Origin of the sequence: Wolbachia endosymbiont (group A) of Cydia splendana, from assembly GCF_947179475.1 — a bacterium.
In the GTDB taxonomy this organism is placed as follows: domain Bacteria; phylum Pseudomonadota; class Alphaproteobacteria; order Rickettsiales; family Anaplasmataceae; genus Wolbachia; species Wolbachia pipientis.
This window is the reverse complement of record NZ_CAMXBP010000001.1, coordinates 15,870-32,879: the sequence shown is the minus strand read 5'-3', so window position 1 is coordinate 32,879 and position 17,010 is coordinate 15,870. Positions and strand designations below refer to the sequence as shown.

Sequence of the window (17,010 nt, the reverse complement as noted above, 5' to 3'; positions counted from 1 at the left end):
TTCTTAGATATAATCTTAAAAAACTTTCCATATAAAAATGAAAATAAAAAGAGCTTTAATATCAGTATACGATAAAACGAATATAATTGATCTTGCATCGTTTTTAACGCAGCAACAAATAGAAATTCTTTCAACGGGCAATACTTATAAAGTGCTATCTAGTGCAGGAATAAAAACACAAGAGGTCTCAGATTACACACAATTTCCAGAGATACTGGGTGGTAGAGTGAAAACTTTACACCCTAAAATTCATGGAGGAATACTTTATGATCGAGAAAAGCATAAAAAGGAAGTGCAAGATCTAGGTATTGAGCCAATAGACCTGCTTATAACTAACCTATACCCATTTTGGGAGACAGTAAGTAGCGGCTCAAATGAAGAGCAAATTATAGAACAAATTGATATCGGCGGAGTGGCGTTAATTAGAGCTGCAGCAAAAAACTTTCGTTTTACTTCAGTTATTTCTAGCATTCAAGACTACGAAGCACTAAAAGCTGAGATGATAAAAAATAACAATGAAACAACATTGGAATATAGAAAACACTTAGCAACCAAAGCATTTGCTCTCACTGCACACTACGATTCTAATATTCACAGTTGGTTTTTATCCCAGAGTAAAAATAATGAGTTACCAGAGTTTTTCGCACTATATGGGCATAAAGCACAAGAATTAAGGTATGGTGAAAACCCTCATCAAAAAGCTGCATTTTATAGCAATCAATTCACCAAATATCCGCTGGAAAAAATACATGGAAAAGAGTTGAGTTATAATAATATAGTAGATATAGAGTCCGCACTTAACATAACTTCTGAATTCGAAGAACCTGCAGCAGTGATAATCAAGCATAATAACCCATGTGGCGCTGCTATTGGTAATAATGCTTTGGAGGCATATGAAAAAGCTCTATCGTGCGATGAAGTAAGCAGTTTTGGTGGTATAGTTGCCTTAAACCGGGAGATAGATTTAAAGCTAGCAGAAAAATTAAACGAGATATTTTTGGAAGTAGTGATAGCACCATCGGTAAACAATGAGGCACTAAAAATTTTACAAAGAAAGAAAAATTTAAGAGTGATTATTCATAAATCTTTTCAACAAAATGTGAAATACCAAACTAAAAATGTTGTTGGTGGGTTTTTGGTGCAAGAAAATAATGACCACACAATAAAAGCAGAACAAGTAACAGAATGCACTGCAACAGACAAAGAAAAAAAAGATCTTATTTTTGCCTGGAAAATATGTAAGCATGTGAAATCCAACGCAATAGTTATAGCAAAAGATGGTTGTGCTATTGGCATCGGTGCAGGGCAAACAAGCAGAATAGATAGTGTGAACATTGCAGTGAAAAAAGCAGGTGAAAAATGTAAAGGTGCAGTGCTTGCTTCAGATGCATTTTTTCCATTCCCAGATAGCATAGTAGAAAGCGCAAAACATGGAATTACAGCTATAATTCAGCCCGGTGGCTCGCTGAAAGATCAAGATGTGATAAAAGCTGCAAATGAAAATAAAATTGCTATGTTTTTCACCGGCATTCGTAGCTTTTTTCATTAGGCTTGTATCTCATGTCAATGTACACTTTTTCGCGCATTTAACATTGTTTTGATCATAATTGTATACAAAAACCATTTACAATCAGCGCTCAATATGATAAATTGAAACCAGTTTATTCCTCGGTAGCTCAGTGGTAGAGCAGTTGGCTGTTAACCAATTGGTCGCTGGTTCGAATCCGGCTCGGGGAGCTCTTCTCTGTGAAATTCTAGTATTGATTTTGTATGAACATTAAATCAGTCGTTTTATGTATACTAGATGGCTGGGGAAATGGAGTAGAAAGCAGTAAATACAATGCTATTAGCAACGCAAATCCACCCTGTTGGCAATATATTAGCTCTAATTATCCAAAATGCAGTTTATCCGCCTGTGGAGCTGATGTGGGGTTACCTGGTGGTCAAATAGGTAATTCAGAAGTTGGCCACATGAATATTGGCAGTGGTAGAGTAGTAATGCAAAGCCTTCAGCGCATTAATCAAGAAATTGGAACAATAGAAAACAATGCAAATCTACAAAGTTTTATTAGTAATCTAAAAAGTAAGAACGGAGTATGCCATATAATGGGATTAGTGTCAGATGGCGGTGTTCATTCGCATCAAAAGCATATTTCAACTTTAGCAAATAAAATATCACAGCATGGAATAAAAGTGGTGATACATGCATTTTTAGATGGCAGAGACACATTGCCAAATTCAGGAAAAAAATGCATTCAAGAATTTACAAAGAGTATAAAGGGAAATGACACAAGAATTGCTACTGTTTCTGGGCGTTACTATGCTATGGACCGTGACAACAGGTGGAAGAGAACAATCGAAGCTTATGAGGCTATCGCATTTGCAAAGGCACCTTGTCATGATAATGCAGTATCGTTGATTGAGAATAACTATCAAAATAACATAACTGATGAGTTTATCAGGCCCGCAGTAATAGGTGATTATCAAGGTATAAAACCAGAAGATGGAGTGCTGTTGGCTAACTTTCGTGCTGATCGAATGATACAATTAGCAAGTATTTTGCTTGGCAAAACAGATTACGCTAAGGTAGCAAAATTCTCTTCAATTTTAAGTATGATGAAGTATAAAGAAGATCTCAAAATTCCTTATATTTTTCCTCCTACTTCTTTCGCTGATACTCTAGGACAAACAATAGAAGACAATAAATTACGACAATTACGTATCGCCGAAACCGAGAAATACGCTCATGTGACTTTCTTTTTCAATTGTGGAAAAGAAGAACCTTTCTCTGGTGAAGAAAGAATACTCATTCCCTCACCAAAAGTTCAAACTTACGATTTGCAGCCCGAAATGTCAGCCTTCGAGCTCACAGAAAAGCTTGTAGAAAAAATTCACTCCCAAGAATTCGCACTGATAGTTGTAAATTACGCTAATCCTGATATGGTAGGACATACAGGTAATATAAAAGCAGCCGAGAAAGCTGTGCTAGCTGTAGATGATTGTCTTGCAAAAGTGCTGAGTGCTGTTAAAAAGTCAAGCAACACCGCGTTAATTGTCACTGCAGACCATGGTAATGTGGAATGTATGTTCGATGAAGAAAATAATACACCTCATACAGCACACACTCTAAATAAAGTGCCATTTATTGTGTCTTGCAATAATCTAAAACTAAGAGACGGAAGGTTATCTGACATTGCCCCTACTATTTTACAGCTACTTGGAATTAAAAAACCAAACGAAATGACAGGCAGTTCGTTGATTTCTTGCATTACCCTCTGTCATTCCAGCTAGGCAGCGTTATGCACCGGAATGACATCAAATAGATGTGTTTTAACTTAATCCAACTTTTAAATTTTTCGCTGTTAGTACTAATGATTCATTAAAGAAGCTGTCAATATCACCAATACTATCTATATTTTTTGTACTGATAGATTGGTCAATTCTTTTGACCAAATTAGATAAAACTTTATTAGGGCCAATTTCAACAAATTTGTTAATGCCACGGCTTGACATATACAAAACCATTTCTCTCCATTTCACTCTGCTTACAACTTGCTTGGCGAGTAAAGTTTTTATAACTTTGGGATCACTCTCCTCTTTAGCTGTAACATTTGATATCAAAGGAACTATAGGACGGGTTATTTTAATACCCTTCAAAAACTCCAAAACTTTTTCATCAGCAGGTTTCATAAGAGATGAATGAAAAGGCCCACTAACCTGTAATTTAATTAGTTTCCTCACACTCGAGTTTTTGAATAAATCGGGTAACATTTCAAGAGCTTCTCTAGTGCCACTTATAACCACTTGTCCGCCACCGTTATCGTTTGCAATTTCACAAATTCCGTCAATTTGAACTGATTTCAATATATCTTCCACTTCATTTATCTCTGCTCCAAGCAACGCAACCATTCCGCCTTTACATTTCAGTGAAGCTTCATGCATTGCTTCGCTGCGAACTTTCAGCAGCTTGATTGCAGACTCAAGCGTTAACGCTCCTGCAGCACACAGCGCTGTATATTCGCCAACTGAATGCCCACAAACATATTTAACATTGTGATCAGTGAAAAGAGATTTGCCAAACACATGCTCCATAACACGTAGCATTGCAATTGATACTGCCATTATAGCTGGCTGAGCGTTTTCTGTAATGGTTAATTCTTCAATAGGACCGTTGAAGATTAAATGAGACAGCTTTCTATCCAATATGCTATCTACTTCATTAAATACTTGTCTTGCAACGGAAAACTCACTATATAAGCTCTTTCCCATTCCTACAAACTGAGAGCCCTGACCAGGGAAAGCGAAAATCATGATAATTATTACTTATTCCTTATTAAGTATAAGATTTTATTTATTTTTTGTCAATATTTTAGAATAATGATTGACTTAGTGAATTAAGTTCACTAGAATGTTAACTGACTAAAAGTTTATAAACAACAATGAATTATCATAAAATTATTATAGTTATGACAGACGGTCAAGAGTTTGAAACTCGTTCCACTTATGGAAAGGAGGGAGATAGGGTAAAACTTGATAGAGATCCTCTTACTCACCCTGCATGGACTGGAAGTTTGACAAGCGGGTTAGCAAGTAAAACTAGCAAATTAGCTAAGTTTAACGATAAATATGGAAGCATTTTCTAATTCTCCTCCTCTTTAAGTTTTAGAGAGTTTACTGAAGCATGCATAAATACAAAAATATAGGCTATGTTGCTTCTCCATCACCAAAATCGCAGGAAGTATCTAAACTATTAAAGAAACTTAATTTTATCAATATAACAGAAGAAAATAAGTCCGAAATCGATCTATTGATAGTTGTTGGCGGTGATGGCTTTATGCTACGCACTTTGCACAATTACGTCATAGAAAATAAAAACATGCATGTGTATGGGATAAACACTGGCAATGTTGGGTTTTTGATGAATAAATGCTTTAGCTGCAGTGAAGATTTAATTGATCATATAGAGCATGCAACTTCAACTCAGTTAACTTTGCTAAAAATGGAAGCAACAGACACAAGTGGCAAGAGATATCATTACATAGCAGTAAACGAAGTATATGTTTTTAGAAAAGCAAACCAAATAGTAGAAATGAATATCACTATTAATGATAAGCTAAAAGTAGAAAAATTTAGAGGGGACGGAGTAATATTATCTACTCCCACAGGTAGCACTGCATATAACTTCTCTGCCGGTGGCCCAATCTTGCCGCTAAATTCAAATTTACTTGCATTAACCTCTATCAATAGCTATTACCCAAGGCATTGGAATGGAGCGTTAATATCAAACGATACAATCGTACAAATTGACATTAACGACACAAAAAACCGTCCAGCACTTGTAGTATCAGATTACAAAGAATTTCATGATATATCACAGATAAAAATACAAAAAGACCATGAGAACACAATCACTTTGCTTTTTGACAAAGATTACCCTCTGAATGAAAGAATCTTTGATAGACAATTTCTATACTAATAATTATCCGTAAATTGGTATTTACTATATCTTAATAACTATAGCGTAATCAATGCAGCATAGTAATTAATTTTGGAGTGAATATGCCTGGACCAGTAAATGAAGAACAAACAGTAACATTAATTTCTTCCACATCAATAAGTGAAGATGGCGAGATAACACCAGGAATTTTACCAATACCAGCACTTAGGACAAGTACTCCGAAAAAAAATGATGAAAATACAGCTTTAGAAGCTTTGTTAGAGGAAGAATTTAAAGAGAAAAAAAACAGCAATGCTAATTCAAGAGATCCGTTAACTCTTGAGACTCAAGTATCACCTCCTTCCCTAGAAGAAACAAAAGGTGAAGAAACTCATGTTGACGTGCCACAAAATTCAACTCTAAGCAGATCACCTTCTCAAGAGACAGTATTTAGTCCACCTTGGAATAGTGAAATATTAGAAGATTTACAAAGAACTAACAGCTCAAGTATACCTCCAACTGGCTCACTACCATCATACACAAGCGCAGCAGATGGCTCTAAAAAGTCTTTGCTTACAAATAGTAAATTTAACATAAATGACGATGCAATTTTAAAAAATAAAAAAACAAACAGATTCTTGCCAAGAGCAAAGTATGCCATGCAGCAGAAGGGTTTTATAATTTTTGGTGCAAGTGCTATTATACTCAGTATATCTGCAGCTTTATTATATTTACAAGATAAAGCAAAATTTATTGCATTTTTTACAAACAGCCCAAAATATATCACTATACCAGTTATCGCACTTGCTGCATTGCTTGCAATTGGTCCAATATTTTTTGCAACAAGGCAATTTATAGATACTGAAGAACATTCCATTCAAAAAAAAGATGCGGATAAAATTTTAGCTGAGGTGTTGGAGCACCAGCCAAAAGATAAAGCTATAAAATCTGTAAGACTGGAATATAGCAATGGCACTCATTCAAATTTTGTACTTAATGCTTGGGAAGCTAAACAAGGCTTCACTAACATTGACGAAAAAGTAATTACTAGAACTAATAAAATAAAATCAGTAATTAACGACAGACCAATATTTACTGCATTATTTACTGGTGTAGTTGCTGCAAATATAGCGTTTCCTCTAGGGCTACTTGCAACACATGGTGTTAATGGTGTACAAAAATTTTACCAAAACCCTTTGACTAATAACATAGGATTATCATTACTTATAGGTTCTGGTATACTTGCATTATCAATTATATGTCTTGGCGTGCATTATTATAGAAAAACAAATTGCACTAACCTTATATATTCTGAAGAAGAGATTGATCCTAAAGATGTTAATGGGAAATTCATTGAGGAAATAAAACGAGAAAGAACAAATGTTCTTGGGGAAAATCACAGTAAAGACGCTAAACGCAGCAGCTTAACGCTTGAGCAAGTTGTGGTTCAATCTCATAATTGTAAGGATATTGTTTATAGTGTCGGTTAATAAAATGCATGATATAGCTAGTGCAGCCCTACGTCATACCGCGATTCATTCGCGGTATCTCTAGATCCCGCTAACACCTTACTATTACCCACAAATATAAATGTTTGTTGCATAGCTCTTAATGGCATAACTTTTGCTTGAAATAACTGTTTATATGGTGCAATTTACAGCTTTTAGTTGCTAAAATTATAACTCTTAGTTTAATAATTTTAATCTAATAAGCTTTCAGGTTAATAAAATTAAATTATTTGAGTAAATACAATATTATGTTTTTATTTGTGGGTAATAGTAAGCTTCAAAACCTTACTATTACCCACAAGTATAAAATTCATGAGCAAGTTTCCATCCTTCTGCTAAATCAAAGAGACGTTTCCATCCCTTCCACAAAGCTATAGGGCCTGGTTCTAAGTCATTTTTGCGAGCTAAAAACCCTCCTAACTTGGCCACCCACCTCACAATTTCTCTTATAGGTGGTGGTGTCTCAGGATAGTTTTTTGTCTTAAGCATTTTGGTATATAAAACCTTCCATTCGTCGTCAGTCAGTATGAAAGTGCAAGAAAGATTTGGATTTGTTCTAGCTACTAGTGTGATAAAAAATATTCTCCATGCAATTATACTCATTATTGTAAGAAAGCGGATTAATCTATCTGCTGCTTGGAGCCTACATTCTTCAACTTTAAGACCAGATTTCAAAATTTTATGAAAAACCTCTATTCTCCATCTTAAGCAATACCATTGTATTTTTTCTACTGCTTCTTCAAAATTATTAATATTTATATTTGTCAACAAAATCCAGTTCACAGGCTCTTCGCCAAATCATACGCGTCAAGTTAAGGAAATAAAGGTATGAAAGAGATAGAATAATAAGGTATAAGTTCTCCCAGATATACTTTTAGTGAGAGAACCAATGAATAAAATAACTTGCTTATCAAAAAAGCTCAAAGAATTTTTTAATGAAAAAGCAGAGAAAATCTCAATTACAACAAGGTTTATAAAAAGAAAGAGAAAGCTAAAAGGTTCATCATTCGTAAAAGCCATGGTCTTGGGTAATATAGGAGTTGATAATTGTAGCGTAGAAACAATGTGTCAATTACTAAACGAGGACTCGATAGATATAACAAAACAAGGTTTGGATTTTAGATTTACTGAAGAAGCAGTGGAATTTATGAAAAGGATGTATAATGAATCTGTGATTCTCTTTAAAAATATCTTGCAAGTTGATTGCAAAATCTTACAGCAATTTAATAGTGTTAAATTATTGGACAGTAGCTATATTACTCTACCTAACAGTATGGAAGAGATGTATAAAGGTTATGGTACTAGCTACAGTGGCTATGAAAGCAATACTAAGTCTGGAATAAAGTTACAATTAGTTTTCGACTACATGAATCAGATAATAGACCAACTTAATTTAACGGAGGGGGTAAGATCAGACCAGGGATATAGGAAACATTTAAGTAATATATTAAGCAATGATTTGCTAATATCTGATCTCGGTTATTTTGTGCCAAATTCTTTTAAACAAATCAATGAAATAGGAGCTTATTTCATAAGTCGTTATAAATCCGATACCAACATATATGATGTAGAAACAAATCAAAAAATGGAGTTATTAGAATGTTTAGAGGATAAGTTATTTTTAGAAAACGAGGTATTGTTAGGAAAAGAAGCAAAAATTAGAGTAAGAATTATATGTCAGAAACTAACTGAAGAACAGTCTATGGCCAGAAGAAGGAAAGCTAATAGATTAGCAAGATCGCAGGGATATACATCCTCTAAAAGAAATCAAAAATTGTTGAACTGGTCAATATTTATAACTAATGTTCCAGAAAATAAAATTAGTGCTGAGCAAGTATTAACGATTTACAGAGTAAGGTGGCAAATTGAGTTATTATTTAAATTGTATAAAAGCCATATCAGGCTTGATAAGCTAAAAGGAAAGCCATGCAGAGTATTATGTGAACTATATGCTAAATTGTGCGCAATTCTTATATTTCACGGCATAGTTGGTTGCACAGAAGTGAAAAAGAATACAGAACTTAGCTTAACAAAGGCATTTATTGAGCTAAAAAGGCGGGTTAGAGAGTTATTTTTAGTATTAACCAAAATTAATAGTTTAAAAGCATTTCTTAAAAAACTCACTATAACTTGGTCGCGATTTTCATTAAAAGACAAACGTAGAAGGGCTAGAGTATCCACTTTAACCTCTCTAAATTTGCTCACAATCTCTTAACTTGACGCGTATGGGACAATCAAAAAGTGATAGAGAAATTCTGCATAGAAGTGTTAAATATATAACTATCTTTACTTATATCTTAATATAATATTTCTCAGTACCGTCTTTAACACAATTCAATTTTCACACTCATCAGCAGTTAGGCCACTTGCTCGCAAAATAACATCAGTAGAAACACCTGCCTTTGCTAGATTTTTCGCAACTTTGATTTTTTCTATTTTTTTAACCTTTTCTTTACTATCCTTCATACTCCTAGATAAAAATTTTACTAATCCATTCACTAATTCCTGCTCTTCAGTTTTTCTTAGTAAAGTGAGTAGTTCACTATCTTCATTTGTTTTAGGTAGCAGAACTTTAATATTCACTGATAATTGTTCTGCTATTTGATATAATTTGTCAAATGATATGGCAGTGTATCCTATTTCATACTCGTGTATTTCCTTGAGCGTTAAATCAACTTTATTCGCCAAATCTTTCTGAGTATACCTTTTTATCAATCTCCATTCTCTTATTCTTTGCCCTATTCTGTAGTATATAGAATCAGTGCAGACTTCTTTCTCTGTATTATCATACTCGTAAATAGATAAGCCGGTTGCTTGGGAAATTATGTCAACTGAAACCCCTTCTTTCACTAGATTTTTTGCTATTTCCAACCTTGCCTCTTCTTGATTAATTTTTTCGCTAATATGAACAAACCTGACTAATGAAGGTACTATTTTGCCTAACTTTTGATTCTCGTATATTTTCGTTAGATAGAGTATTTCCTCGTCTTCATAGCTGTCTTCCCTTACTATTACTGGTTCAGGTAATAAATCTACAACGTCAACTGATAATACTCTTGCTATTATATATAGTACTTCAATTGGAATAGGAATATACCCATCTTCATAGCTGTTTACTTCTTGGTATGTTAAACCTATTTGACTTGCTAATCCTATTTGAGTATGCCCTCGCATTAACCTACAATTTTCTATTCTTTGCCCTATTCCGTAACTAACATTGCTTGCAGAAACAAACATTTATCCTCCATTTAAGAAAAAAACTTTATTGCTATAATTTTTTTACGAGCTATCCATCTAAAACCATATCAATAGATAAACCTACCGCTTGCAAAATAGTATCAATAGAAATTCCCCCTTTTACTAGATCCTTTGCAACTTTAATCCTTTCTATCTCTCTCACTTTCTCCTCACAAATACGTATCCCTTCAAACAAAGATTTTATTAGTGCATGACGTAGTTCTTGGCTCTCAATTTCTTTGTATTCTTTAATCAAATTCGGTAGCTCATTTTCCACTGTACTACCTTCATCTTTCTCTATTAGTAGATCTGTAATATTAATCGATAACGCTTCTGCCATTTCATATAATTTATCAAGTGGAACAGCAGTCCTTCCTTGTTCATAGTTGCTTATTTCGTCACGTGTTGTATTCATTTTCTCTGCTAAATCCTTTTGAGTATACTCTCTCACGAGCCTCCATTCTTTTATCTTTTTTCCTATTTGGCAGTATATAGAACCAACTTTTTCTTCAATACATTCATCAGCAGGCAGACCAATTGTTTTTGCAACAATATCAACAGAAACTCCTGCTTTAACCAAACCCTTTGCAATTTTTATTTTTTCTGATTTTTTACTACTTTTTTCACTAACTTTGACAAATTTAGTTAATAAACAAAACATCTTACGTAACTCCTGATCATTAATCTTTTTATATTCTCTTACTAGATTTAATATTTCTCCTTCCTCATTTTTAAAGCCGATTTTCTCCTTTGATGCAGTAATGAGATCGGTAATACTTACTGACAATGCACCTGCTATAGCGTACAACCTTTCGATTGAAATTCTACGGTTCCCTTTTTCATATTGAAGTATTACCCAGTACTTTACACCAAGTTTCTCTGCTAAATCTTTCTGAGTGTACCCTCGCTCTAACCTCCAATTTTTTACTTTTTGCCCTACTTCATAGTCTAAACTTCTTTCCACAAAAAGAACCTTGCATATAATATTTTCTATTATAGCTCAAAGGCTCCAGATATAATAGCTAGACTCTGGAACCTTTAAATTGATGAATTAAAGTGCCCTACAAGTTTCTTTACTATTTTCACGTACTTTGTCTGCCCATGAAAACAATTTTTCACTTACTTCCTTCTGCTTTTCACTCCATATGCCACATCTAGTGAAACTACCTTTCTCTACTGCTTCTTTAAGTTTTACTCCCCCGAAAAGGCAATTTTTTCCAATTTCTTCCCCTATTTGTTGTAATTCAGCCCACATTTCCTTGTTTTCTACTCTGACTTGTACTTGATCATATTTTTTTACATCGTGGTACAATATAACATTTAGCTTACCAATGCTTGTAGGAAATTCTAACACAACAGAGCTACCATCTGATACATCAACGTAATTTCTTGCACCTCCTTGCTCCCTTCTAACCCTTACTATTACCCACAAATATAAATGTTTGTTGCATAGCTCTTAATGGCATAACTTTTGCTTGAAATAACTGTTTATATGGTGCAATTTACAGCTTTTAGTTGCTAAAATTATAACTCTTAGTTTAATAATTTTAATCTAATAAGCTTTCAGGTTAATAAAATTAAATTATTTGAGTAAATACAATATTATGTTTTTATTTGTGGGTAATAGTAAGCTTCTAACCTCAACTGCATCATTGCCAATTTTTAAAATATTACTTCCTAACTTTCTGTTTGCTTCCAGTATTTTGGCTACCTCTACCTTACTATTCCCAGAAAATTCTATATACGATGTTGTATTATCTATCTCAACATCTATTAATTCTCCTTCTTGCACAGCATTTTCGCCAGCTTCCTCTAGCTCTTCTAGTTGCTTATCTATCTGTGGCTGAACTTCTGGCTGTAGCTCATTATAGATTTCACCTATCAGTTTATTCTGCAGTAGAGTATCATGAAACTCTGCACCACTTAGCATTAATTTACGTATTAGCTTTTTACGATCAGCCTTATCAAATTTATGAAAATGTGTGCCCAGTATCACATATTCCGCGAAGCTCCATTCTCCATCATTACATGCATTTAGCCTTGCTCCAGAAGCTAGTACTTTGTCTATAACTTTGTGCAATTCATTTACGTTTTTTGCCTCTACTATAGAACTCTTAAACCAGCTCAGCTTCTCTGTATTTGGCTTTATTTTTTGCAAAGCTGAGGCAAATAGATTTTTATCTTCTTGATCACTTACAGGTTTTGTGCCATATATAATCAAGTCCTTTTCCATAGTTGATTTTGTTTTCGCGAACGTTTCTGCTAGGGAAAGGCATTGTATCTTCCAGTTTTATCTCCTTCTGGCTATTAATTTTACTCACAAATTTAGACTGCTCTATATCAACGCTTTCAAGAGCACCAAATATTTTCTTGTGATTAACATTAGTCTTTTTATTCTGATCTTTACTAGTCATATAAACCTCATATTAAAAATACTTTTTAAGTGTACAATAAACTTTGTTATTATACATTATATTACTCATTATAAATTAATATGAGTAGATTTGCAAATACTTTCTGCTATAACAATCCGTTTTCTCTAAAGCTAAAATAACCCCCACTTGTAATGATAATATGATCAAATAATCTAACGCTTACAGTACTACATGCTGCTGCTAAGCTCTTTGTTACTTCTTGATCTTCTTCTGAAGGTTCTAAACTTCCCCCAGGGTGGTTGTGTGACATTATTACTAATGTTGCATTCTTTATTAATGCTTTTCTTGTAATTTCCTTTATGTATACTGGTGCTTTTTCCATTTCACCAATATAGGATTCTTCTCCAATTAGTTGACGCCTTTTATTCAAGTACAGTATTTTTACACATTCCCTTTCTGAGTGGCCTATACTTACGTTTAAGTACTCTACTAGCCCTTGTAAGTCCATTATTGGCTCACTTTTGAGCTTTTCTCTCAGTACCCTTTCTAGTGTTTCCTTAACACACATAATCATTGCTACTGCAGAATCAGTTACTCCTTCTATAACTTTCAGGTCATCCATTTCTCTACCTAAAATCCTTCCTACTCCTGCATAAGTATTCACCAGATTTTTAGCAATTTCTTGAGCTTGCGGCCTTTCATGTACTGCACTTAAAAATGTTTCCATTATTTCACGATCAAGTAGTGCTTTGCCTTTGCTTTCTAATATTCTGAATTCTATTTCTTCTTTATTCTTATTATTATTCATATAATTTACCCTTCACTAACAACAAACTTTTTTTAGATATTTACTGCTGTCTTTTTATCAGCATTGGCATAAAGCCATAGCTTTCGAGTGAAGTCAAATCAATTTTTCAATCTTTTTTGCTTATTTTTTCATTAAGAAGTGAATATATTAATATATGATGATTTTTTTATTTTAAACTTGTTGAATTTCGTCTAAAGAGATTCCTACAGTTTGCAAAATAATGTTGATTGGAATTACTCCTTTCACTAAATCTTTTGCAATTTTCATCTTTTCTGCTCTTTTCACTTTCTCTTCGCAAATTTGTATGCTTTCAAACAGAGATTTTATTAGCGCATAGCGTAATTCTTGACTCCCAATTTTTTTGTATTCTTTTATTAAATCAGGTAGCTCATCTTCTACTATCTCATCAACTATGTTTTTTAAAAAATTTTTTATTGTGTAATTTTGCAACTTGATCCAATCATGTAGGTAATAAAAATCCATTCGTCATAGGAATAGAATTTTATGTCAAACAGCTATTGCCTGCTTAAGCCAATGAATATGTGAATAAGTACTTTAAGTTTGTGTGGACGTACTTATTCACAATATTCATTGTCAGTTGCTACTGTGTGAAGTAATTGCTGCTTTAAGTCTTGCATTAGCAATTACTATAATTTTACGCATAAGAGCTGTTATAGCCACCATCTTCTTCTTACCACTTTCAACAAGCTTAGAATAAAAGGCACCAAGTACAGATTTTGACTTTGTAACAGCTATGGCTGATATGAAGAGCTTTGAACGAACATTACTTCTACCGCCCATAATCCTTCGGTAACCAACAGCTTTACCACTTTCCTTAGGATGAGGTGCTACTCCGGCAAGACTTGCTACTTCTTTTCTACTTAAGTAGCCAAGCTCTGGCATTAAACACAAAAAATCTTGTGATAACTTTTTGCCTATTCCAGGAACTGTTTTAAGGATTTTTTGACGTTGTTGTAGCTCATGGCTTTCATCAATAATTTTTTGTATAGTGTCATTGAGTTCGTTTATTTGATTATTGAAAAATTCAATGGTCTTCTGGCAACTTTCCTTTATATGGTCATTTTCAGGAGCTTCCAGTCTACACTTTTCCTGAGTTCTCATTTGCGTAATGTCATCACGACGTTGACACAGTGCAGCTAGAGTTGATTGTTCTTTTGAAGTAGGTACAAATAGAGAGAGAGTTTTATGGCGTTCACATCCGTATTGAGCAAGAGCCATCGCATCTGATTTATCAGACTTTGCTAAAGTTCCGTGAGACAAGATAAAACTTTTTACTTTTCGAGTATTTGCTTGATGTACTGCAATATTCTTGCCAACAAGAAAATGTGATAAACCAAGCTCATATTTGCCCGTATTTTCTAAAGTTACCAAAGAATTAGGTAAGATATCTGAAAACTTTTTAAACAACAGTTGCCAACCATCAGCATTATTGTCGAACTTGATAATGTTATTTTGGTTGTAAACTGCAGCAACATTTTTAAATTTTCCGATGTCAATGCCAATAAAATTTTGATAAGATGTAACCATAATAAACCTCGATAGTTTTAGTTAATTTAAGATTGTAAACGGGCGTATATATATTTCCCAAACAACTATTCAAACGTATCGAGAGATAGGGCTAGTGTACCTTGATACAAACGGTTGTAATACCAATTGGTTTTCGGTCGCACACGCCCGTGATAACTCTATTCCTATAGTGAGTAGAGTTATCTTCCCTCTTACTTCATTTATATCATGTTTTTAACTTACAATCTTCCTCTATGAGCAGATCTGTAATGCTAATTGATAATGTTTCTGCTATTGCATATAATTTTTCCAGTGGAATGGCCACACGTCCTTGCTCATAGTTGCTTATTTCGTCACGTGTTGTATCCATTTTCTCAGCCAAATCCTTTTGAGTATACTCTCTTCCATTCTTTTATCTTCTTTCCTATTTGGCAGTAAATAGAACCTCCTTTTTCTTCAACACATTCATCAGCAGAGAGACCAATTGTTTTTGCAACAATATCAACAGAAACTCCTCCTTTAACCAGACCCTTTGCAATTTTTATTTTCTCTGCTTTTTTACTACTTTTCTCACTAATTTGAACAAACTTGGTTAGTAAACAAAATATCTTACGTAACTCTTGATCATTAATCTTTTTATATTCTCTTACTAGATTTAGTATTTCTTCTCCCTCATCTTCAAGACAGATTTTTTCATTTGATACAGGAATTAGGTCTACAATACCAATCGACAATATCTCTGCTATAGCATACAACTTTTCAATCGAAATTTTACGTGTTCCTTTTTCATATTGTAGTACTACTTGATACGTTACACTGACTTTCTTCGCTAAATCTTTTTGAGTATATCCTCGCTTTAACCTCCAGTTCCTTACTTTTTGTGCTATCTGATACCTTATTGAGATGTTTGCCATAAATATTATACATGTTAATACTACCAAACAAAGATATACAAAAACTTCTATGTTTGCATTTTAGTTGAATATTTCTTCACAATTGTGTATAATTATTAATGCTTTTTATCTTACTTTCTCATGGCTCTTTCTAAGTTTCTCGATCCAAAGCTGGACCTGACCTTTAAGAAAATTTTTGGTACTGAAAAAAATAAGAATATCCTTATCCATTTTTTGAATGATATTTTGGGATTTACTGAAATAAATACTATACAAGATGTCGAATTCCTTAGCACCATTATGGATCATGAAATTGCCTCTGATAAGCAGAGTATTGTTGATGTCCTGTGCAGAGATTCCACTGGGGCCAGATACGTGATTGAGATGCAACTCGCTCGTGATAGAGGCTTTGAAAAACGCGCTCAACTTTATGCTGCTAAGGCTTACTCGAGGCAAGCTGATAAAGGTGGTAAGTATATTGATTTAAAGAAGGTTTTCTTTATTGCTATTTCTAATTGTAATTTATTTCCTGATAAGCTTGATTATATATCTAGCCATACCATAAGAGATGAAAAAACTAACGAGCATGACTTAAAAGATTTTCAATTTATCTTCATTGAGCTGCCAAAGTTTCCTAAAAGCAGGGAAGAGCAGCTAGAAAATGTAATAGACCGTTGGCTATTTTTCTTTAAATATGCAGAAGAAACAACTGATGAAGATTTGAGAAGAATAGCAGAAAAATCACCAATAATAAAATTAGCATATGATGAGTTAGATAAGTTTCATTGGAATGAGAAGGATCTCCTAGCTTATGAAGAAAGGGTAATGGATTTACAGAAAGAAGCTGCTATCTTGGAACAAAAACTCGATGATGCTACTCACAAAGGTAGACAAGAAGGCATCCAAATCGGCCATGAAAAAGGCAGAGTGGAAGGTCGCAAAGAAAGGGATATTGAAGTAGCCAAAAACTCACTCAAGGCCAGTGTCCCTATAGATGTTATAGCTCAAATTACCGGTCTCTCTCATTCTGAAATTTTACAACTCAGGGAAAAAACATAAATACTACAACTTATTCACTTCAACATTTATGAAAATCTTTCCTCAGTTAAACATATCCTATAATTAAGAGTCTAATGAACTGTCTAAAACAGCTATAAAGATTGCACATAGAATTATATAAATTACTATCATAACGTTACCCAAACTTCTATATCAAAGCTATGTG

At 33.7% G+C, this 17,010-nt stretch carries 13 protein-coding genes, 1 tRNA gene and 4 pseudogenes; 8 read left to right on the top strand and 10 right to left on the bottom strand.

Annotated elements, in window-relative coordinates; translation table 11 throughout:
• Positions 1-37 precede the first annotated feature (37 nt).
• The 3 genes from purH to gpmI all read left to right on the top strand — a co-directional run bounded on the left by purH (position 38) and on the right by gpmI (position 3,291).
• Positions 38-1,549 (top strand): bifunctional phosphoribosylaminoimidazolecarboxamide formyltransferase/IMP cyclohydrolase, encoded by a 1,512-nt coding sequence (purH, locus tag OM961_RS00130; RefSeq protein ID WP_264339078.1) that lies wholly within the window; start codon positions 38-40, stop codon positions 1,547-1,549.
• Positions 1,550-1,665: 116 nt separating this feature from the next.
• Positions 1,666-1,737 (top strand) — tRNA-Asn (locus OM961_RS00125).
• 33 nt (positions 1,738-1,770) lie between these two features.
• The gene (gene gpmI / locus OM961_RS00120) at positions 1,771-3,291 is read left to right on the top strand and encodes a 2,3-bisphosphoglycerate-independent phosphoglycerate mutase (protein ID WP_264339077.1); all 1,521 of its coding nucleotides are present in this window, start codon (positions 1,771-1,773) and stop codon (positions 3,289-3,291) included.
• Positions 3,292-3,330: 39 nt separating this feature from the next.
• Here gpmI and fabD read toward each other — a convergent pair whose 3' ends face one another.
• The gene (fabD, locus tag OM961_RS00115) at positions 3,331-4,311 is read right to left on the bottom strand and encodes an ACP S-malonyltransferase (RefSeq protein WP_155969147.1); all 981 of its coding nucleotides are present in this window, start codon (positions 4,309-4,311) and stop codon (positions 3,331-3,333) included.
• Positions 4,312-4,439: 128 nt separating this feature from the next.
• On the opposite strand from fabD, the gene rpmE reads away from it, so the two are divergent.
• From rpmE to OM961_RS00100, 3 genes are all read left to right on the top strand, one after another.
• Positions 4,440-4,643 carry a 50S ribosomal protein L31 gene (gene rpmE / locus OM961_RS00110; RefSeq protein WP_007548602.1) on the top strand — a complete coding sequence of 68 codons (204 nt, stop codon included), beginning with the start codon at positions 4,440-4,442 and terminating at the stop codon, positions 4,641-4,643.
• A 38-nt stretch (positions 4,644-4,681) separates the two neighbouring features.
• The gene (locus tag OM961_RS00105; RefSeq protein WP_006280584.1) at positions 4,682-5,476 is read left to right on the top strand and encodes an NAD kinase; all 795 of its coding nucleotides are present in this window, start codon (positions 4,682-4,684) and stop codon (positions 5,474-5,476) included.
• Between the two features lie 83 nt (positions 5,477-5,559).
• Entirely contained in the window at positions 5,560-6,927 is a 1,368-nt protein-coding gene (locus tag OM961_RS00100; RefSeq protein ID WP_264339076.1) for a hypothetical protein, read from the top strand.
• Between the two features lie 309 nt (positions 6,928-7,236).
• On the opposite strand, the pseudogene OM961_RS00095 reads toward OM961_RS00100, so the two are convergent.
• A pseudogene (locus OM961_RS00095) lies at positions 7,237-7,740 on the bottom strand (IS4 family transposase); the annotation flags it as partial.
• Between the two features lie 94 nt (positions 7,741-7,834).
• Between OM961_RS00095 and OM961_RS00090 the strand changes: the two are divergent.
• Positions 7,835-9,160, top strand: coding sequence for an IS4 family transposase (locus OM961_RS00090; protein WP_264339075.1), 1,326 nt, complete (start codon positions 7,835-7,837; stop codon positions 9,158-9,160).
• Between the two features lie 119 nt (positions 9,161-9,279).
• Here OM961_RS00090 and wmk (OM961_RS00085) read toward each other — a convergent pair whose 3' ends face one another.
• The 8 genes and pseudogenes from wmk (OM961_RS00085) to wmk (OM961_RS00050) form a co-directional block, all read right to left on the bottom strand.
• Positions 9,280-10,182 (bottom strand): WO male-killing family protein Wmk, encoded by a 903-nt coding sequence (wmk, locus tag OM961_RS00085; RefSeq protein WP_264339074.1) that lies wholly within the window; start codon positions 10,180-10,182, stop codon positions 9,280-9,282.
• A gap of 49 nt (positions 10,183-10,231) precedes the next feature.
• Complete coding sequence (gene wmk / locus OM961_RS00080; RefSeq protein WP_264339073.1) at positions 10,232-11,146, bottom strand: WO male-killing family protein Wmk; 915 nt, start codon at positions 11,144-11,146, stop codon at positions 10,232-10,234.
• A gap of 87 nt (positions 11,147-11,233) precedes the next feature.
• Positions 11,234-11,614: a hypothetical protein gene (locus tag OM961_RS00075; protein ID WP_405196803.1), complete on the bottom strand. Its 381-nt coding sequence runs from the start codon at positions 11,612-11,614 to the stop codon at positions 11,234-11,236.
• Between the two features lie 198 nt (positions 11,615-11,812).
• Positions 11,813-12,596, bottom strand: a pseudogene (locus OM961_RS00070) (hypothetical protein); the annotation flags it as partial.
• 106 nt (positions 12,597-12,702) lie between these two features.
• Positions 12,703-13,365, bottom strand: coding sequence for a JAB domain-containing protein (locus OM961_RS00065; protein WP_230609182.1), 663 nt, complete (start codon positions 13,363-13,365; stop codon positions 12,703-12,705).
• A gap of 171 nt (positions 13,366-13,536) precedes the next feature.
• Positions 13,537-13,764, bottom strand: a pseudogene (locus tag OM961_RS00060) (WO male-killing family protein Wmk); the annotation flags it as partial.
• A 195-nt stretch (positions 13,765-13,959) separates the two neighbouring features.
• Positions 13,960-14,913 carry an IS110 family RNA-guided transposase gene (locus OM961_RS00055; protein WP_264339072.1) on the bottom strand — a complete coding sequence of 318 codons (954 nt, stop codon included), beginning with the start codon at positions 14,911-14,913 and terminating at the stop codon, positions 13,960-13,962.
• 211 nt (positions 14,914-15,124) lie between these two features.
• Positions 15,125-15,806: pseudogene (wmk, locus tag OM961_RS00050) on the bottom strand (WO male-killing family protein Wmk); the annotation flags it as partial.
• A gap of 120 nt (positions 15,807-15,926) precedes the next feature.
• On the opposite strand from wmk (OM961_RS00050), the gene OM961_RS00045 reads away from it, so the two are divergent.
• Positions 15,927-16,844: an Rpn family recombination-promoting nuclease/putative transposase gene (locus OM961_RS00045; RefSeq protein ID WP_264339071.1), complete on the top strand. Its 918-nt coding sequence runs from the start codon at positions 15,927-15,929 to the stop codon at positions 16,842-16,844.
• Positions 16,845-17,010 lie beyond the last annotated feature (166 nt).